Source organism: Nonomuraea africana (assembly GCF_014873535.1).
GTDB classification, from domain to species: domain Bacteria; phylum Actinomycetota; class Actinomycetes; order Streptosporangiales; family Streptosporangiaceae; genus Nonomuraea; species Nonomuraea africana.
The window spans coordinates 5,232,909-5,251,819 of sequence record NZ_JADBEF010000001.1 but is presented as its reverse complement, the minus strand read 5'-3'; the positions used below and the strand labels follow the sequence as shown (position 1 = coordinate 5,251,819).

Sequence of the window (18,911 nt, the reverse complement as noted above, 5' to 3'; positions counted from 1 at the left end):
CCGCCGGGCCCTCCCTAGAGGGTCCGGCGGTCAGGGCCTGGTGTAGATGGTCGACGGAGCGCCACAGGCCACCGGCTCCCACATGGTCCAGCGGCAGACGGTGACGGTGATCGTGTCGACGGACGGGGTCGGCGCGTCGAACTCGATCGCGAACGGCGTCGTCTGGCTCGCGGCCGGATAGGAGCAGACGTCGCCGGAGGAGCGCCACTGCTTGATGTAGTAGGCCGGGTTGGTCTGGTAGGTCATCTCCACGGTCACCCGCCCGCACTGGCCCGCGAAGGTGAACAGCTCGCCCCTGACCACGGGCCGCTGGTACCACTCCTCCTCGTAGGTCCCCGACGCCTCCACCAGGGAGGTGCCGGCGTGGACGGGGCCCCACCACGTGATCACCCAGCCGATGAGCGCGGCCGCCGCGATTCGTCCCATCATGGCGCCCATGCTGCGGCCGCCCCGGGCGGCGGGGCCAGAGTAGGGCCTACTCAGGCGGGGACGAAGTCGGGTTTCACGCCCATGCCCGCCAGCCACGAACGCATCCCCGGCACCCCGGACGGGTCGGCGACCACCTGGGCGGCGTACTCGGCCACGAGCACCTCCTCGCCGTCCGCGAACAGCAACCTGGCCGGCCCCGACCAGGACAGCACCCAGCGCGCCTGGTCGTGCTGGATGAGCGTCGCCTCCAGCGCCCTGCCGAGCACCGACGCGAGCAGCTTCTCCGAGGGGTTCCACCCGAGCCCGAGCAGCTCGGCCTCCAGCGCGGCGTGCTGCCCGCGGGCCAGCGCCTCGAAGGTCGCGTCGAGGTACGGCAGCGCCGCCCCCATCACCCGCTGCCCCGCCACGGCCAGGTCACGCAGCGCCTCCTCGTTCACCGCCGTGTACATGCCGCGCGCGATCAGGTCCTCCCACGACACCGGGCGCATCGCCAGCGCCTCCCGCGTCCAGAAGGACTGCTCGAGCGCGTGCGCGGCCACCGTGGCGTCACGCAGCAGCATGGTGGCGGGACGAGGGTCGGGGACGTGCGCGGGCTCGGGCAGCCGCGCGATCGCGGCCAGGCGCTCGCCGAGGCTCGGGTGCGAGTCGTAAGGGGAGGTCTCCTCCGGCTGCTCGGCCAGCCTGGCCAGCTCCGCCTGCCGTACGGGGTCGCCGACGAGGGCGCGGAAGCCGCCGAAGACGGAGGCGGGCCTGTTGCCCGCGATGCCGGCCATCGACAGGTAGCTCTCGGTGAACAGGTGCCACGCGTGCGCCGTGTCGCGGACCTTCGTGAGGGCGTTCGCCATCGCGGCCGGTCCCGCGATCGCGACGGCGAAGGCGTCGGCCTCCAGCTCCTGCCGTCGCGACACCGCCTGGGAGATGCGCAGGTAGAGCTTGGTGTAGGCGAGGAACAGCCGCCGGATGAACGGGTGGTTGCCGAGCCCCTGCACGGTCGCGATCAGCGCGACCCTGCCCCGGTAGACCGGCGCGCCGAGGCGGGTGTGCGCGCCGGAGTAGTGCCCGAGCTCGTGCCCGAGCACGGCCCGCGCCTCGTCCACCGTGAGCGTCTGGAGCAGCGGCAGCCCGATGTACATGCGCCGCCTGGACGACGACAGGCCGAGGAAGCGGGTGTCCTCGGAGACGGCCGCGTTGACCTCGGCGACCAGCCTGATCTCGTCCGGCGGCGCGGTCTTGACCCGCTGCGCCAGCTCCTCCACCGTGCGCCACAGCTCGGGCTCCTCGTCCCTGCCGACCGCCAGGCCGGGCTCCTCGCCCTGACTCCTGCGGCTGACCATCCACAGCGCCCGCACCAGGGCGCCCGCGGCGAGCGTGAGCACGATCGCGATCTGGATGCCCCTGGCGTGGAAGTCGACGAACAGCAGGACGTCGAAGAAGACGGCAGCGGCCAGGATCAGGCCGACGAGCACGTAGAAGCCGGCCAGCAGGGCGAAAGCCAGCACGGCGCGGAACGCGGTGGTCACCCCGATGACCTTATAGGGCGAGATGCCGCCTTCTGACCGGAAGGTTGACCGCCGGCCACACCACCATCGCGACCACCAGCACGCTCGCCGGCACCAGCCACAGCGGCCCCGCGGGCCACGGCCTGCCGAGGAAGCCGATGCTCAGCAAGGCCAGCGGCACGCCGGCCAGCACCAGGCCCGAGACGGCCGCGAGGAGCGCGATCACCAGCGACTCCCAGCGCAGCATCCGCCTGACCTGTTCCGGCGTCGCGCCCAGCCGCCGCAGCGCGAGCAGCTCCTCGCCTCTGCCCGTGGTCGTGGCCACCAGCCGGTTGGCGACGGACACCAGCACGTAAGCGATCAACACGGCCAGCACCGCGATGTTCACCAGCCCCTGGGCCGACGCCTCACCCGCGACCGCCGTGGCGGCCCGCTTCGACACCTCTGCTCCCGGCCATGCCTCGACCAGGGCGGCGAGGTCCGCCGTGGCGGGCCGGACCAGGATCTCCGAGTCGAGGCCCGTGGTCGTGTGCCCGGCGGCGAGGTCGCGGGAGACGACGATCTGGCCGAAGCCGAGCGCCCGCGAGTACGTCGCGACCACGCGCGCCCGCACCGGCGTCCCGTCGCCCATGAGGAGGTCGAGCCGCTCACCGACCTCGCCGAGGCGGGCGTCGAGGGCCACCGTGTCACCCCTGAGCTCGGCCAGGCTGCCGTCGACCACGCCGAGGTCCACGACGCCGTGCGCGTCGGGGCCGAGGACCATGGCGGTCCTGGAGTGGAGCTCGGGATCGTCGCCGATGGCCAGCGAGCGGGTCAGCACCGTGGTCGTCGAGGCAGTGGCGGCCGCGGTGACACCGGGCCGGGCGCGCACGTCGTCGAGCAGGCCGTGCGGGATGCCGCCGAGGCCCGGCGCGGAGACCGAGGCGACGCCGGCCAGGCCCGCCCGCGCCTCGTCGGCCTTGGCCCGGCTGATCGTGGTCTGGGTCAGCACGACGCTGAGCCCGAGCGTGACGACCATGCCGAGGGCGGCGACGGCGCCGGCCGTCCTGAGCGCGTAGCCGTGGGAGTTGGTGATCGCCAGCCACAGGGGCGCGGACAGCCCCTGCGGCAGCCGCCGCGCCAGCGCTCCGGTGACGACCTGGACCAGCCGCGGCCCCGCCAGGGCCAGCCCGATGATCGCGAGAAGGGCGGCGGTGGCCGGGCCGATGGCGGCCATCTCGGTGCGCACCACCAGCGGCGCGCTCGACAGCACCAGCGCGCCCAGCATGAGCAGCAGGCCGCCCCCTGTCCGCGCCCTGGACGGCTCGCGCGGCTCGGCCTTCGACTCGGCGACGGCCGAGACGGGCGGCATCCGCGACGCCCTCAGCGAAGCCGTCCACGCCGCGACCCTGACCACCCCCAGCAGCAGGACGGCGGCGGCCACGGCGGGCAGCGGCCCGTAGGTGAGGGGCAGATCGGTCGGCAGCATGCCGGTGTCCGCCAGCAGCTCGCCCAGGCGGGCCGCCAGGTAGTAGCCGAGCGCGGCCCCCGGCGCCAGCGCGGCCAGTGCGGCGACCCCGCCCTGGACCGCGACCAGGCGCCTGACCTGGCGCGGCGTGGCGCCCGCCGCGCGTAGCAGCGCCAGGTCACGGCGCTGCCTGTTGATCGAGAGCGACAGGCCGCCGCCGATCACGAACCCGACCGTGATCAGGCTGATCCCGCCGATCGAGGCCGGCAGCGCGATGAGCAGGCCGCGCGCGGCGGCGGTGCCTGGGCGCTCGGCGTCGCCCCGCGCCCCGCCGGTGGAGATCTCGTAGCGGTCGCCGAGCAGCCGCCCTGCCGCGTCCGCCGCGGCCTGCGCGGTGACGCCGGGCTCGGCGCGCAGCGCCACCAGATCGACCCTGCCGCTCCTTCCCGCCAGCCGGGCGGCCGTGGAGTCGGCGAAGTACAGGCCGGGCGCGTCGATCACGGCCGTCACCCGGTAGCGGCCTGGACGGCCGCCCGCGACCACCCGCACCTCCTGCCCGACGCGCGCGCCCGCCACGGCCACCTCGCCGTCCCGCCTCGGAGGGACGCCGCCGACCGCCCGGCCGCCGGTGAACGCCAGCGACCCCCACCCGTGCCCCGCCCCCGCCGGATCGGCCCGGCCGGTACGGTCGCCCGCGCCGGGCAAGATCGCGGCGGGAAAGCTCAGGTCGCCCACGGCGGACTCGACGCCGGGCAGCCCCGCCAGCCGGTCCACGAGCGACACGGGCAGCGTGGCACGCTCGGGAAGCGCCACGGACAGGTCCTCCTTCCGGGGAATCCGCTGCCGTGCCGAGACCACCACGTCGGCTTCGCTCAGCCGCGGCGAGCGCACCTCCGACCGCAGCCCCGACTCGACGATCACACCGGTCCCCGTGACCAGCGCCATGCCGCCGAAGACCGCGAAGAACGCCACGACGAGCCCGCCGAGGCCGGACATGGCCAGCGCCGTCCTGATCACGTGAGCGCTCCGTTCAGCCGCGTCAGCCGTACCGCGAGGTCCTCGGGAGCCGGCGCCGACAGCAGTTCGACCACCCTGCCGTCGGCCATCACCAGCGTCTCGTGCGCCCGCGCGGCGGCGGCGGGATCGTGGGTGACCATGATCACCGTCTGGCCCAGCTCGTCGACCAGCCGGCGCAGCAGCGTCAGCACCTCGGCCGCGCTGCGCAGGTCGAGCGCCCCCGTGGGCTCGTCGGCGAAGACGACGTCGGGACGGGCGGCCAGCGCGCGGACGAGCGCGGCGCGCTGCTGCTGCCCGCCCGACAGCTCGGCCGGCCGGTGCCGCAGCCGCCCTCCCAGCCCCACCCTCTCGACCAGCTCCGCCAGCCACGCCCGGTCCGGGCGGACGCCCGCCAGCCGCAGCGGCAGCGTGAGGTTCTCCTCGACGGTGATGGACGGCAGCAGGTTGTAGGACTGGAAGACGAACCCGACGCGCTTCCTGCGGAGCTCCGTGCGCCTGGTCTCGTTCAGGCCGCTGACCGTCACGCCGCCGATCGTCACCGTGCCGGACGTCGGGGTGTCCAGCGCGGCGGCGCAGTGCAGCAGCGTGCTCTTGCCCGAGCCCGACGGGCCCATCACGGCCACGAACCGGCCACGGGGGAAGCCGAGCGAGACATCGTCGAGCGCGGTGACACTCCCGTAGGACCTGGTGACCCGCTCCAGGGTGACGACGTCGTTCACGAACGCCGCTCCTTCAGGTGGAGCGCGACCAGACCGGCGGCGCAGCCCACCGCGATCAGTCCCGACGGCAGGCCGATCAACAGGTTCCCGCCCCCGACCGTGCCCGCCACCACGTTGACAGCCAGGCAGACCGTCAGCACCACCCACAACATCATCTTGATTCTCATGACGACGACGCTAGAAAAACGATCAAGGAAGCGGAATCCGGCCACCTGCCGCGGCGGAGGTACAGCCAGCTGGAGTGAGACTTCGCGGTGCGGGTGGGTACACTCACAGCACTTATGGGCCAATACACCGACCATGACCAGGAACGATGGGTTCCCGAACCGCCTGGCAACCCCGACAGGGGCGCGTTCGAGCGCGACCGGGCCAGGGTGCTCCACAGCGCGGCCCTGCGCAGGCTGGCGGCCAAGACACAGGTCGTCGGGCCCGCCGAGACGCTCGGTGGCGGCCAGCACATCCCGCGCACCAGGCTCACCCACTCCCTCGAGTGCGCCCAGGTCGGCAGGGAGATGGGCGCCACGCTCGGCGTCGACCCCGACCTGGTCGAGACCGCGTGCCTGGCCCACGACCTCGGCCACCCGCCCTTCGGCCACAACGGCGAGACCGTGCTCGACGAGCTGGCCGCCTCCTGCGGCGGGTTCGAGGGCAACGCCCAGAGTCTGCGCCTGCTCACCAGACTCGAGGCCAAGGTGCTCACCAGCGACGGCAGCAGCGCGGGCCTCAACCTCACCAGGGCCTCGCTCGACGCCTCGGTGAAGTACCCGTGGCCGCGCGCCGGCGGCGGGAAGTTCGGCGTCTACGACGACGACCTGCCGGTCTTCGAGTGGATCAGGGACGGCGCGCCCTCGAAGCGGGTGAGCTTCGAGGCGCAGATCATGGACTGGGCCGACGACGTCGCCTACTCCGTCCACGACCTCGAGGACGCGCTCCACTCCGGCCACGTCACCCCAGAGGCGCTGCGCTCGCCGACCGAGCGCGAGGCCGTCTGCCGGCTGACCCGCACCTGGTACGTTCCAGACGCCACCTGCGCCGAGCTCGAGGAGGCCTTCGACCGGCTGCTCTCGTTCTCGCTCTGGCCCCGCCACTTCGCGGCCACGCTCGCCGACCTGGCCGGGCTCAAGGCGCTGACCAGCGGGCTCATCGGTCGCTTCTGCCGTTCGGCCCAGGCCGCGACCAAGGAGGCCTTCGGCTACCGCCACCGCGCCGACCTGGTCGTGCCGCGGGTGACGCGGCTGGAGTGCGCGCTGCTCAAGGGCGTCACCGCGCACTACGTCATGACCACCGACGACCACCACGCCAACCAGGCCAGGCAGCGCGAGCTGATCTCGGAGCTGGCCTCGCTCATCACGCTCGGCGCGCCCCACACGCTCGAGCCGGCCCTCAGACCCGCCTTCACCGGCGCGAAGGACGACGCCGCCAGGGTCCGCGTGGTGATCGACCAGATCGCCTCCCTCACCGACACGTCGGCCGTCGCCTGGCACCGCCGCCTCTCCCGCTGACCCCGTCTTCCGTGCGTCGGTCCAGACTTCGGGAGGCCGAGAGGCGATACTCCGAACATGGCAACCTTTGTGATCGTCGGCGCGGGGCTCGCAGGGGCCAAAGCGGCGCAGACACTGCGGGAAGAGGGCTTCACCGGCGAGGTCGTGCTCATCGGCGCCGAGAACGAGCGGCCCTACGAACGGCCGCCGCTGTCCAAGGGCTACCTGCAGGGCAAGAGCGAGCGGGAGAAGATCTTCGTCCAGCCGCCGTACTGGTACGCCGACCAGGCGATCGACCTGCGCCTCGGCACCACCGTGACCGGCATCTCGCTGGACGCGCACGAGGTCACCCTCGACGACGGTGCCCGCCAGCCTTACGACAAGCTGCTCATCGCCACCGGCGCCAGCGCCCGCACGCTGCCGGGAGCCGCGCTCACGCTGCGGACGGTGGCCGACAGCGAGGCGCTCAAGGCGGGCTTCGCGGCGGGCGGCAGGGTGGTGATCATCGGTGCGGGCTGGATCGGCCTGGAGACCGCCGCGGCCGCCCGGCTGGCCGGGTGCGAGGTCACCGTCGTCGAACCCGAGCCCAGTCCGCTGCACCGGGTCCTCGGTCCCGAGCTCGGCGAGGTCTTCGCCGACCTCCACCGCCGCCACGGCGTGGACCTGCGGCTCGGCGTCGCCGCCGAGGAGGTCGAGGCAGCCGCCGTACGGCTGGGCGACGGCGAGCGGCTGCCCGCCGACCTGGTCGTCGCGGGCATCGGCGCCGCGCCGAACGTGGAGCTGGCCCGTGAGGCGGGACTGGAGGTGGGCGACGGCATCCGCACCGACGCCGCGCTGCGCACCTCCCACCCGGACGTCTACGCGGCGGGGGACGTCGCCGAGTCCTACCATCCCCTGTACGGACGGCGGCTGCGCGTCGAGCACTGGGCCAACGCGCTCAACGGCGGCCCGGCGGCGGCCAGGTCGATGCTCGGGCTGGAGGTCGTCTACGACCGCGTGCCGTACTTCTACACCGACCAGTTCGAGCTCGGCATGGAGTTCAGCGGCGACACCCTGGGCTATGACGAGGTCGTCATCAGGGGCGAGGGCCTGGAGTTCATCGCCTACTGGCTGCGCGAGGGCAGGGTGATCGCCGGGATGAACGTCAACGTCTGGGACGTCGTCGACGACATCCAACAACTCATCCGCTCCGGCAGCCCACTCCCACCACCGGACTGACCTGCTACCAACCGAACTGCCCTGTTCCCCTTGATCACTCGCTCCACGCCTGACCCGGTCGCCGCCTCTCGACGCGCCCTCAAGGGCCTTTCCCCGGCGAGACGTCAGGGGCGCGCCCTCCGGTGCCGTCTCTCATCCTGCCCTCGCGGCGTGCTCTTTCGCCCGGTCTTTCGACGACACCTCGTAGCGCGCTTTCCGGTGGTCTCTCGACCTGCTCTTGCGGTGTCCGCTCTGAGAGCCGCCCTCGGCCTGACCCCGTCATCGCGCTCTACGGGCCAGGCTTCAGGCGGCCCCATCCTCGGCCGTCGGTGGAGACGGCCGATGGGCTAGAGCGTTCCGGTGTCGTTGAGGGGCGGCGGCTGGGTCGGCTCGGCCGTGGGAGTGGTCGGCTTCTTCTTGCGCTCCTTCTCCTTCTCCTCAGGCGGGCTGACGGGATTGGCGGCGCACAGCGTGGTGCAGGCGGGCGTCTCGCCGAGCTTGCGGCGCAGCTTGAAGGTCTCCTCCTTGGGAGACAGCGTGCGATTGCCCTTCAGCCAGGCGTCGAGGTAGTCCCACGGCTCGACCATGCCGCGCCGCACCCACCAGTAGGCGGGGCCTGTCTTCCACGAGATCGCGAAGTAGAGGTTCGGGGCGGTGTCGCGGGCGTTGCCCGAGTTGCCGATCTTGCCGAGAACCTGTCCCGCCTTCACCTTCGTGCCGGACGCGAGCCCCTCGGTGACGGAGTCGAGGTGGCCGCCGAGGTAGCGGACGCCGTCCTCGCCGATGATCGAGACGAACCGGCCCTCACGCTCGGCGCCGAGGTCGGTGGAGGGCTTCCAGCGGTTGCTCAGGTTCACCTCGTCGATCACCCCGTCGACGGGGGCGACGAACGAGCATCCCTTGGCGGCCCAGATGGTCGTCTTGGGGATGATGAGCAGCTTGCGCTGGTAGTTGGTGTCGCAGCCCTTGACGGGGAAGGCGTAGTCGTACTTGGACACCTCCGGCGGCGGCACCTTGACGGGATCGGCGGCGGCGGGCCGCCGCACACCCGCCTGCTGCTCGGTTCCCGGGGCCGCGCTCTCGGCGCCGCTCGGGGCGGCACTGGGGTCGGTGGCCTCGGCCGGCGCCTTCATGCTCACTCCCGCCACACCGGTGGCCTGCCCGCATCCTCCGGCCAACAGGACGGCGCCGACCACGACTGCACTTAGACGCCCCGATCGCATGATCTCCACCTGTGTCAGCGTATCCAATGACAACCTTTACCTTTGTAACCGACCGGGCCAGCCGCCATGACCGCTTTCCACTTATCCACCCGCTCCCTGGCCATCCCCGGTCTCGGCTCTCCACGGCCCCCCGCGTCCGGCTCACCGGTGCTCTCCCTCCATCCGGCGGTGCTCTATCCGGCTTCCTGTGGTCTCTCCCCTCCCATGGCGTGCCGTTGTCTCTCCATCCCGTCCGGCGTGCTGTGGTCTTGCCATCCGGTCCGGCTTGCTGTGGTCTCTCCATTCCGTACGGCAAGCCAACGTAAGCTCACCGCTGGTCACCGCGCCCCGCCTGCCCGGTCGACGCTCCTCGGGCGCGACACTTCCCACCGTTACGCCGCCCGTTAGGGAAGGTGCAGCTCGGCGACCCCTCCCAGAAGACGACCCCACCCATCGTCGGCGACCCCTCCCGGAAGTCGAGATCTCACCCATCGGAGGAGACGCTCGACTATCCCGCCCTCGAGTCGACACGTCGCCCCCGAGGGCCCGGCCCTCGAGTCGACACGTCGCCTTTGAGCACCCCGCCCTCGAGCCGACATCCCGCACGTGAGGCGTTGCGGGGTGTGTCCAGTTAACGGTGTATCTCGATCTTGATTAGTTATCGGGTGGTCGGGTTCAGGCGGCCTTCGAAGGTGATGGCGAAGGCGTTCAAAGCGGCTTTCCAGCGGGTGATCCAGCGTTTGCGGCCCTTGCCGGTCGGGTCCAGGCTCATGATGGCCATGTAGACGCACTTGAGCGCGGCTTGCTCGTTCGGGAAGTGGCCGCGGGCCTTGACTGCCCGCCGGATGCGGGCGTTGACCGACTCGATGGCGTTGGTGGAGCAAATCACCCGGCGGATCTCGGTGTCGAAGTTGAGGAAGGGCACGAATTCGGCCCAGGCGTCCTCCCATAGCTTCACGATCGCCGGGTACTTGCCGCCCCAGGTCTCGGCGAACTCGTAGAAGCGCTCGAGCGCGGCGGCCTCGGTCGGGGCGGTGTAGACGGGCTTGAGGGCCTTGGCGATGGCGTCCCAGTGCTGGCGGGCGGCGTAGCGGAAGCTGGCGCGCAACAGGTGAACGACACACGTTTGCACCACCGCCTGCGGCCAGACGGTCTCGATGGCCTGAGGCAGCCCCTTCAGGCCGTCGCAGACCACCATCAGCGCGTCAGCGACGCCGCGGTTCTTGATCTCGGTCAGCACGTGCAGCCAGAACTTGGCGCCCTCTCCGCCGTCGCCGGCCCATAGCCCGAGGATGTCACGCTCGCCGTCGACGGTGACCGCCATCGCCACGTAGATCGGCCGGTTGGCGACCTGGCCCTCACGCAGCTTGACGTGGATAGCGTCAATGAAGATCACCGGATAGACGACATCGAGCGGCCGGTTCTGCCACTCGGCCATCCCCTCCAGCACCTTGTCGGTGATGGTGGAGATGGTCTGCTTGGAGACCTCAGCGCCGTAAACCTCGGCCAGGTGCGCGGAGATCTCGCCGGTGGTCAGGCCCTTGGCGGCCAGCGAGATGACCATCTCATCCACCCCGGACAGCCGTCGTTGCCGCTTGCGCACGATCTTCGGCTCGAAGCTGCCGTCCCGATCGCGGGGGACGGTGATCTCCACCGGCCCGACGTCGGTGATGACGGTCTTGGCCCGGCTGCCATTGCGGGTGTTGCCCGTCTCGCCGCCGGAGCGTTCGTGCTTGTCGTAGCCGAGATGGTCGGTGATCTCGCCTTCGAGAGCGGACTCCAGTACCAGCTTGGTCAGCCGGCCCAGCAGCCCGTTCTCCCCGACCAGTTCGACTCCTTCGGCCCGCGCCTGGTCGACCAGCTTGGCCACCAGCTCCCGATCCGTCGAGTTGTCCGGCTTCTTGCGCGCCACCGCGGCGTCCTCCAGGTCGATCTCCGTCGATGCCTGGATCACAGTACTCATCAGGTGCGTTCTCCTTGATCAGGAGTTACACCGAAAACCGTACAGTCCCGCGTTGCGCCGCGGATGAAGGGGGCGGAGTCGCTTCACGACGGGGTTGGTTTACGGGCGCCGTTGCCTGCCCCGGCCACGTGCGCTCGAGGAGCGTCCCTTGGACGGGCAGGTCCCCGTGCCGGGCGGAGGCGCTTGGGGCGGCTTGCCGTACGGGATGGAAGGACGGACGCCGGGGGCGCCCTACAGCAGGTGCCGGGATGGAAGGACGGGCACCGGGTGAACAACGGCAGAGGCCGGGATGGACGGGCACCGGGTGAACAACGGCAGAGGCCGGGATGGAGGGGCGCGGGTGTGAACAATGGCAGAGGCAGGGGGCGGCGGGTGGGAGCACTGGGATGGGGATGGGCGGAAAGTGTCGGGGGGCGAGGTTAGACTCGCCGCGTGGCAGGCAGGATCCGTGACGTCGACATCGCTCTCGTGCGTGAGCGCTCCCCGATCGCCGAGGTCATCGGCGAGCACATCCAGCTGCGCAACGCCGGTGGTGGCAACCTCAAGGGCCTGTGCCCCTTCCACGACGAGAAGAGCCCGTCGTTCAACGTCACCCCCGAGCGCGGGATGTACTTCTGCTTCGGCTGCGGCGAGGGCGGCGACGTCATCACCTTCGTCGAGAAGATCGAGCACCTGTCCTTCCACGAGTCGGTCGAGCGGCTGGCGCAGCGGGCGGGCATCCAGCTGCAGTACGAGCAGGGCGGCTACGTCCCCAAGCGCGACCAGGGCGAGCGGGCCAGGCTGATCGAGGCGCACAAGGTGGCCGCCGAGTTCTACGTCGAGCGGCTGTTCGCGCCGGAGGCCGCCCCCGGGCGCAGGTTCCTGTCCGAGCGCGGCTTCGAGCGGGCCGACGCCGAGCTGTTCGGCGTGGGCTACGCGCCCAACGAGTGGGAGGCGCTGACCCGCCACCTGCTCGGCAGGGGCTTCACCGCGCAGGAGATCGTCAAGGGCGGCCTGGCCAAGGAGGGCAGGCGCGGCCCGATGGACCGCTTCCGCGGCCGGCTGATCTGGCCGATCCGCGACGCGACGGGCGACGTGATCGGGTTCGGGGCGCGCAAGCTCCTCGACACCGACGACGGCCCCAAGTACCTCAACACCCCCGAATCCCCGCTCTACAAGAAGTCGCAGGTCCTCTACGGCATCGATCTGGCCAAGCGGGAGATCTCCAAGCGCTCCCAGGCGGTGATCGTCGAGGGCTACACCGACGTGATGGCCTGCCACCTGGCGGGCGTGCCGACGGCGGTGGCGACCTGCGGCACCTCCTTCGGCGAGGAGCACATCAAGATGCTCCGCCGCTTCCTGCTCGACCAGTCCTCGACGACCGGCGAGGTGATCTTCACCTTCGACGGCGACGCGGCGGGCCAGAAGGCGGCCCTGCGGGCCTTCGCCGACGAGCAGAAGTTCGTCACGCAGACCTACGTCGCCGTGCAGCCCGACGGGCTCGACCCCTGCGACCTGCGGGTCAAGCAGGGCGACGCGGCGGTGCGCGACCTGGTGGCCAGCCGCGAGCCGCTGTTCCAGTTCGCCATCCGCAGCACCATCTCCCGCTACGACCTGCGCACCAACGAGGGCAAGATCGCCGCGCTCGACGCCGCGGCGCCGATCGTGGCCGGGATCAAGGACGCGGGGCTGCGCAAGCGTTACGCGATCGACCTCGACCGCTGGCTCGGTTTCATGGACGAGCGGTTCGTCATCCAGCGCATCGCCGAGGTCGGCGGCGCGCAGGCGGGCCGTCCCCAGCGCGCGCCCAAGGCGGCGCCGATCGACCCGCACGTCAGGGTCGAGGGTGAGCTGCTCAAGCTGGCCGTGCAGCGCCCGGCCCTGCTGGGGCCCCGCTTCGACGCGCTGGAGAGCCAGGCGTTCACCACGCCCGACCACGTCACCGTCCACTCCGTCATCATGGCGGCGGGCGGCACCTCGGCGGGCGGCCACGGCGGCAGGGAGTGGGTCGACCGGCTCATCGAGCACGCCCCCGACGAGGCGGCGCGCAGCCTGATCACCAGGTTCGCCGTGGAGCCGGTCCAGGCCGACGCCGAGACCGAGCAGCGCTACGGCGCGGCCATGCTGGTGGCCATCGAGGCGGTGGCGGTCGACCGGGCCATTCACCAGGCGAAGACCCGCATGCAGCGGCTCAACCCGGTGGAGGAGCAGGCCGAGTACAACAAGCTGTTCGGCGAACTGGTGGCGCTCGAACAGCAGCGCCGCGTCCTGCGCGACCGCGCGGCGGGCAGCTAGCCCCTCCTCGGTGAACCACCGAGCCGCCTGCTCGGAGAACAGTGGCCATTGTGCACGTGCGCGTCCAGGCCACCGGGCACACGCGCCCTGGGCGGTGGGCGGCTTTGGGTGGTGACTGGCTGGATCGCGTCAGTCGAAGATCTCGTCGGCGGTGGTGGCTTCGAGGGCACGGTCGAACCAGCGTTCGAGGGCGGCCGAGTCGGTGCAGTCGAGGACGCGGTCGCGGACTTGGTCGGAAACGGCGACGCCCCGCCGTTCGAGCACGCGAAGCACCATCCTGGCCGCCTCGTCCGCCCGCCCCTCCTCGTGTCCGAGGGAGCGGAGTTCGGACTGGTAAGGGAAGGTCATGGCGGACATGAGGGCTCTCCAAAGCGCTTGGGCGGGTGTTCCTTGCAGACCCGCTTCCGTGAACTCGGCTAGGTCCTTCGCGATGTCGGGATCGATCGTGCTCAGTGCCGGAGCCAGCACGTTCAGTATGCCACCCACCTCGCTGTCGCAAGCGTGGATGAGCGCGGTGAGGATCGTGAGCGAGACGTCCTGGCACGCCTCGGCCAGGTCCGTGATGACCGGCACGTTGTCCGGCCCGAGGACGAGCGGGCAGACGATGAGGGACGGCAGGCCGGGCAGGCCGAGCCGGTGGAACTGGCGCGACCAGCCGGCCGTCGAACGGCTGCGGGAGATCACCAGGAGTGCGGGCAGGGCGTCGTACTTGGCCGCCGCGTGGCTCAGGTAGTACGCCCAGGCCAAGGGCTTGTCGTCGGCCGTTTCCGTCTGCGACTCGACGATCACCACGTAGCGGTCTGGATCAGCTTCGACCAGGAGCAGCGTGTCACCTCGACGGACGATCGCCTTGCACTCGTTGAGATCGCTGTCGACCACGCTGATCTTGCGGGGTTCGGGGATGGCGGCGCCCAGGAGCCGGTCGAAGGCTCGGGCGACAAGAGAGGTGTCCTCCTGGAAGATCCGGTGGAGCGCCTCATGGTAGAGGGAGGCCATGTGCGGAATGCTATGGCCTGATTACCCTGCGTGCAGGCGAGTTGGGTGGACCGCAGCCCTCATGCGCAATCGGCGTCACCCGTGACAAACTCGATCGCGTAATTGAGTTTACTTTCCTGATCAAACTCTGGCCAAACACATATAAGATCTCGGTTTGGTAATGATGCATGCCTTACCTCAAGTGACAAAAATGGGTCTGCCATTTTATGGAAGCAATACCGCAGACTGTGTCCCGTGGGTACATCGGTGCTGCCAAGTGGGCCGCCATCCGTTGACCAGGTGGCGGACCTCGTCGCGAAAGGAAGAGAGCGCGGAAGCGTAACCGTCGATGACGTAGCCGCCGCGCTTGACCGCTCCGAGCTGCCGTCCGACGCGCTGGAACGCGTTGTGCGGATGCTCGCCGAGAACGGGGTGGAGGTTCTCGAGCCGCAGGGCGACGAGGAGCCCGCCCGCCCCGATGAGGAGGACGTAGGCAAACGGGCGCCGACCAGCGATCTGGTCCGCATCTATCTGCGCGAGATCGGCCGGGTCCCGCTGCTCACCGCGGAAGAGGAGGTCGAACTCGCCAAGTCCATCGAGGCGGGGCTGTTCGCCGAGGACAAGCTCGCCGCGGGCGTGTCCAGGCTCGCCTTCCCCGAGTTCAGGGAGCTGGTCTGGCAGGGAACCAGGGCCAAGCAGCGCCTGATCGAGGCCAACCTCCGACTGGTGGTCTCGATAGCCAAACGGTATGTCGGGCGTGGCATGCTGTTCCTCGACCTGATCCAGGAGGGCAATCTCGGGCTCATCCGCGCGGTCGAGAAATTCGACTACACCAAGGGTTACAAGTTCTCGACCTATGCCACGTGGTGGATTCGCCAGGCGATCACTCGTGCCATTGCCGACCAGGCGCGCACGATTCGCATTCCTGTGCACATGGTGGAAACGATCAACAAACTGGTTCGGGTGCAGCGCCAGCTCCACCAGGACCTGGGCCGTGAGCCCGCGCCCGAGGAGATCGCGCTCGAGATGGACCTGCCGGTCGACCGCGTGGTGGAGATCCAGCGGATCGCCCAGGAGCCGGTGTCCCTGCAGTCGCCGATCGGCGAGGAGGACTCCGACCTCGGTGACTTCATCGAGGACGCGGACGCGGTGGTGCCCATGGAGGCGGCCGCGTTCATCATGCTGCAGGACCAGCTCGACGACATCCTGGCCACGCTGTCCGACAGGGAGCAGCGCATCATCCAGCTGCGCTTCGGCCTGGCCGACGGGCACCCGCACACGCTTGAGGAGGTCGGCAGGGAGTTCGGGGTGACGAGGGAGCGAATCCGGCAGATCGAGTCGAAGACGCTCGCCAAGCTACGCCACCCGACCCGCGCCCAAATGCTCCGCGACTACCTCGACTGACCACTCGCCTCGACTGCCACCCCGCGGGACAGGCCCGGGCCTACCGGGACCTGTCCCGCCGCACGTCCGCATCAGCCGGTCACTCACCTCTCCGCCAGTCCGCATCAGCGGGTGCCCAGCTGTCCGCCAGTTGTGCGGTGCTCGGCTCTCCGTCCGCCGGCCCGTATGTCGGCGTCGACAGTCCCCGCCGCAACGGCGCCCCCGAGCCCACACCCCACCCTTCGCAGGGGGCAAGGCGCGCCCCTCTGGCGAGCATCCTGAGGTCTATGAGCAGCCCTCGAACTGGGGGACCGTTGCCTTGCCGATTGTCAGGCCCGACGTGCCGAACCACTTGTCGAGCAGGCGGGCCGCCGTGCCGTCCTGGTACATGTCGGTGATGGCACGGTTGACGCGCTCGCACCCCTCCACGTCTCCCCGGCGCATGCCGACCCCCGTGCGCTGCTCGTTGAACTGCGTGTTCACCAGCCGGACCCCACCATCCTCGCGCGCCGCCAGCCCCGCGAGGATCACGTCGTTGGTGCTGATCGCGTCGATCCGGCCCGACTTCAGCATGGCCATGCACTCGTCATAGGTCGCCACCGGCACCACCGACGCGTCGATCTGCCGTTCGTCCACCACGCGCTGGGCCGCGTTCGACCCCTGCACCTCGCAGATGCGGCGGCCCTTGAGATCGCGCACGTTCGCGATGTCCGAGGTGCCGTCGCGCACCAGGATGTCCTGGTAGGACAGGTGGTACGGCCCGGCGAAGGCGACCCGGGTCTTGCGCTCCTGGGTGATGGAGAAGGTGGCGAGCACCAGATCGGCCTGTCCGGACAGCAGCAGCTTCTCCCTGTCGGCCGCCAGCGCGGGGACGAACCTGGTCTTGGCGCCGAGCTTGCCCGCCACGTAGGTGGCGACGTCCACGTCGAACCCCTCGAACCGGCCGTCCGCCGTGCGCAGGCCGAGGCCGGGCAGGTCTGACCTGACCCCGATGACCAGGGTCTCCTTGCCGACGATCGAGGACATCCCGCCGGTGCCGCACCCGCCGGCCGCGAGCAGCCCGACCAGGCAGGCCGCCACTCCCACCGCGAACGACTTGCCGAACCGGCTACTCCGCATCCGTGTCACCTGCGCCCCTCCCCGCCCGGACGAACCCTCGACCTCGACCACTGGCGAACCGATCCAACGTTTCCCCTCGAGAGGGCGAAAGCTTCTGTCCGGGCGAATGGACCCGTGGGGGGCCGGTGGGCGGACCCTGTCTCAGCGGGGTGCCGCGGTGTGTGGAGTGCCTGTGCGGGTCTGGAGACCTCCCACGCGGGCTCGGGGACCCGATCGGGCGTCGCCCTACCGCCAAGTCCTGGGGTCGGCTGAGTTCGTTCGGTGGGGACTTGTGCCGTGAGGTGCGGAGCAGGGTCATCGGTACTCCTTCAGCCGCGGCCACACCCCGGCCAGCACGCCGCCCGCGATGACGGCGATCCCCGCGGGGATCAGCGTCCACAGGCCGCTCAGCCCGCCCTCCCCGTCCGCGATGGCCCTGGCGAAGGTGGCGCGGTGCTGGTCCGCCAGCCGTACGAGGGTGGCGTCATAGGCGTCGAAGGCCGAGCGCACCGGACCCGTCAGCGTGGCGATCGCCGACGCGCCCGACTGGGCGCGTAGCGACCGGTCGGACTGCTGGAACCGCTGCCAGGCGGTCGTGACGTCCCGGCCCTCCAGCATGCCGAGGAAGCGGCCGTCCTTGAGGGAGACGACGGCGCGCTGGTAGTCGGGCAGGTTCTTGGCCGTGACATAGACCAGCGACTGCGACTTGTCGAAGAAGGTGTGCTGGTAGGTGTCGGCGCGGACGCCGTCGAGCAGGTAGCGGCTCTGGTCGGCGTGCAGGCTGTTGCTGATCGCCCGGGCCCTGGCCAGGGTGAGCACCGAGTCGAAGCTGTCGCGCTTGGCGGTGGCGAGCGATGCCGCCTCGCGCTCCATGATGACCGCCCCGGCGATGCCGCACGCCGCCGTGGCGAGGGAGGCGGCCATGAGGGCGAGGCCGAAGACCCTGCGGAACCTGCGGGCCAGAAAGATCTGCAGCCAGACCAGGCAGCCCAGCGCCAGCGCGCCGCAGAGCAGGGCGATCAGCCGTACGGTGACGACGGTGGAGTGGCCCTCCTCGTAGGCGTGCCTGACGATGGTGCCGCTCTCCAGCGTGAGGTTGTACGCCTGGGGGAGCAGTTCGCGGGTCATGAGATCCGTCGCCTGGCGATAGGTGGCCAGCGCCCTGTCGCCGGACTCGGGGGAGCCGGAGGTGTCGAGAGTGCTGAGGAGCAGGGCCTCGGCGGCCAGGCGTTCGTAGCGGCCGAGTCCCTCGAGGACGGAGGCGATCGTGCGGCGCTCGGCGGCGTCGGCTCCCGCGAGGGTGTGCGCCTGCAGGAGCGCGCTCCCCACCTCGGCGCGCCGCCGCTCGTAGCGGGCCAGGGCGTCCTGCCGCCGGTCGCCGAGCAGCAGCGCGTTGGCGACCTGGGCGTCCATGTCGCTCAACCCGAGATACAGCCCGGCCGTCGCGACCACCTGCGGTCCCGCGTCGTGGCCGATCACCCGCAGCCCTTCGCGGGCGGCGGCGGTGCCGTACGCGAGGGTGGCGAAGAGCAGGCCGAGGGCGGCGACGGTGACCGAGGAGATCACCTTGATCCGACCCGGCACCGTACGGCGGGCCAGGAACATCATGGCGCGCTCCGGCGCAGCGTGATGAGCGTCCAGGCGCCGAGGTGGATGCGGTCGCCTTCGCCGACCGGCACAGGGACGTTCATCTGGAGCGGCTTGCCGTTGACCATGGTGCCGTTGGCCGAGCCCGGGTCGACGAGCGTCCACGTGCCGTCCCGCTGAGCCATGAGGACGGCGTGCAGGTGCGAGATCCCCGGATCGGCGGGCGGCTCACCCAGGTCGATCTCGGGGAAGGAGTTGCGGGACCTGCTGCGGCGGCCGATCCGCACCTGCCGTCCGACCAGGGGGAAGGAGCGCTCGGGGCAGTAGGGAGGGAAGACCACGGTGCCGGCGTCGGGGCCCTCCTGGGCGATGACCTCGTCGAAGTGGACACGGTCGGCCTCGACCACGGCCTCCCACAGGGGCGGGGCGACGGGATCCAGCGGAGGGGCCTCGAAGTCGTGCCCGTCGATCTCGCAGAACCGCCCGCTCCTGGGGGTCTGGCAGATCGGGCACACATCGGGGGTTCCAGCAGCCCCAGCGGAGGTCTCGGCTGAGCCGGCCGCAGATCCCGGCGAGACGGAAGCCGCGGAGGAGCCGGGGATGCCAGGCGCTCCAGGAGAGGAGGTGGAAGGGCCGGAGA

15 protein-coding genes are annotated in these 18,911 nt (G+C 70.8%); 4 read left to right on the top strand and 11 right to left on the bottom strand.

What is annotated here, in order from left to right:
- Window positions 1-30 precede the first annotated feature (30 nt).
- From H4W81_RS24860 to H4W81_RS24840, 5 genes are read right to left on the bottom strand one after another with little or no spacing between them, the layout of a single operon-like run.
- Window positions 31-429, bottom strand: a complete 399-nt coding sequence (locus tag H4W81_RS24860) for a hypothetical protein (protein ID WP_192777015.1) — start codon at window positions 427-429, stop codon at window positions 31-33.
- Window positions 430-479: 50 nt separating this feature from the next.
- Window positions 480-1,949 (bottom strand): M48 family metalloprotease, encoded by a 1,470-nt coding sequence (locus H4W81_RS24855; protein ID WP_192777014.1) that lies wholly within the window; start codon window positions 1,947-1,949, stop codon window positions 480-482.
- 10 nt (window positions 1,950-1,959) lie between these two features.
- Window positions 1,960-4,392: an FtsX-like permease family protein gene (locus H4W81_RS24850; protein WP_192777013.1), complete on the bottom strand. Its 2,433-nt coding sequence runs from the start codon at window positions 4,390-4,392 to the stop codon at window positions 1,960-1,962.
- Entirely contained in the window at window positions 4,389-5,111 is a 723-nt protein-coding gene (locus H4W81_RS24845) for an ABC transporter ATP-binding protein (RefSeq protein WP_192777012.1), read from the bottom strand. The genes H4W81_RS24850 and H4W81_RS24845 overlap by 4 nt, the downstream gene beginning before the upstream one ends.
- Complete coding sequence (locus tag H4W81_RS24840) at window positions 5,108-5,278, bottom strand: hypothetical protein (protein WP_192777011.1); 171 nt, start codon at window positions 5,276-5,278, stop codon at window positions 5,108-5,110. Before H4W81_RS24840 ends, H4W81_RS24845 begins: the two co-directional genes overlap by 4 nt.
- A gap of 114 nt (window positions 5,279-5,392) precedes the next feature.
- Here H4W81_RS24840 and H4W81_RS24835 point away from each other — a divergent pair, with 114 nt between their 5' ends.
- Together H4W81_RS24835 and H4W81_RS24830 are read left to right on the top strand one after the other, a co-directional pair.
- Window positions 5,393-6,613 carry a deoxyguanosinetriphosphate triphosphohydrolase gene (locus tag H4W81_RS24835; protein ID WP_192777010.1) on the top strand — a complete coding sequence of 407 codons (1,221 nt, stop codon included), beginning with the start codon at window positions 5,393-5,395 and terminating at the stop codon, window positions 6,611-6,613.
- Between the two features lie 57 nt (window positions 6,614-6,670).
- Window positions 6,671-7,810 (top strand): NAD(P)/FAD-dependent oxidoreductase, encoded by a 1,140-nt coding sequence (locus H4W81_RS24830; RefSeq protein ID WP_192777009.1) that lies wholly within the window; start codon window positions 6,671-6,673, stop codon window positions 7,808-7,810.
- 326 nt (window positions 7,811-8,136) lie between these two features.
- Here the strand turns inward: H4W81_RS24830 and H4W81_RS24825 are convergent, their stop codons facing one another.
- Together H4W81_RS24825 and H4W81_RS24820 are read right to left on the bottom strand one after the other, a co-directional pair.
- Window positions 8,137-8,922 (bottom strand): M23 family metallopeptidase, encoded by a 786-nt coding sequence (locus H4W81_RS24825; RefSeq protein WP_225958782.1) that lies wholly within the window; start codon window positions 8,920-8,922, stop codon window positions 8,137-8,139.
- A 727-nt stretch (window positions 8,923-9,649) separates the two neighbouring features.
- The gene (locus tag H4W81_RS24820) at window positions 9,650-10,954 is read right to left on the bottom strand and encodes an IS256 family transposase (protein WP_192775003.1); all 1,305 of its coding nucleotides are present in this window, start codon (window positions 10,952-10,954) and stop codon (window positions 9,650-9,652) included.
- Between the two features lie 432 nt (window positions 10,955-11,386).
- On the opposite strand from H4W81_RS24820, the gene dnaG reads away from it, so the two are divergent.
- A complete protein-coding gene (dnaG, locus tag H4W81_RS24815) occupies window positions 11,387-13,228 on the top strand; it encodes a DNA primase (protein WP_192777008.1) in 1,842 nt (613 codons plus the stop codon).
- A 129-nt stretch (window positions 13,229-13,357) separates the two neighbouring features.
- Here dnaG and H4W81_RS24810 read toward each other — a convergent pair whose 3' ends face one another.
- Window positions 13,358-14,224 (bottom strand): hypothetical protein, encoded by an 867-nt coding sequence (locus H4W81_RS24810; RefSeq protein WP_192777007.1) that lies wholly within the window; start codon window positions 14,222-14,224, stop codon window positions 13,358-13,360.
- A 279-nt stretch (window positions 14,225-14,503) separates the two neighbouring features.
- Here H4W81_RS24810 and rpoD point away from each other — a divergent pair, with 279 nt between their 5' ends.
- Complete coding sequence (gene rpoD / locus H4W81_RS24805; protein ID WP_397126170.1) at window positions 14,504-15,607, top strand: RNA polymerase sigma factor RpoD; 1,104 nt, start codon at window positions 14,504-14,506, stop codon at window positions 15,605-15,607.
- 264 nt (window positions 15,608-15,871) lie between these two features.
- Here the strand turns inward: rpoD and H4W81_RS24800 are convergent, their stop codons facing one another.
- From H4W81_RS24800 to H4W81_RS24790, 3 genes are all read right to left on the bottom strand, one after another.
- A complete protein-coding gene (locus H4W81_RS24800; protein ID WP_192777006.1) occupies window positions 15,872-16,705 on the bottom strand; it encodes a glutamate ABC transporter substrate-binding protein in 834 nt (277 codons plus the stop codon).
- Window positions 16,706-16,999: 294 nt separating this feature from the next.
- Window positions 17,000-18,292: a hypothetical protein gene (locus tag H4W81_RS24795; protein ID WP_192777005.1), complete on the bottom strand. Its 1,293-nt coding sequence runs from the start codon at window positions 18,290-18,292 to the stop codon at window positions 17,000-17,002.
- Window positions 18,289-18,786 carry an FHA domain-containing protein gene (locus tag H4W81_RS24790; protein WP_318781935.1) on the bottom strand — a complete coding sequence of 166 codons (498 nt, stop codon included), beginning with the start codon at window positions 18,784-18,786 and terminating at the stop codon, window positions 18,289-18,291. Before H4W81_RS24790 ends, H4W81_RS24795 begins: the two co-directional genes overlap by 4 nt.
- Between the last annotated feature and the right edge of the window lie 125 nt (window positions 18,787-18,911).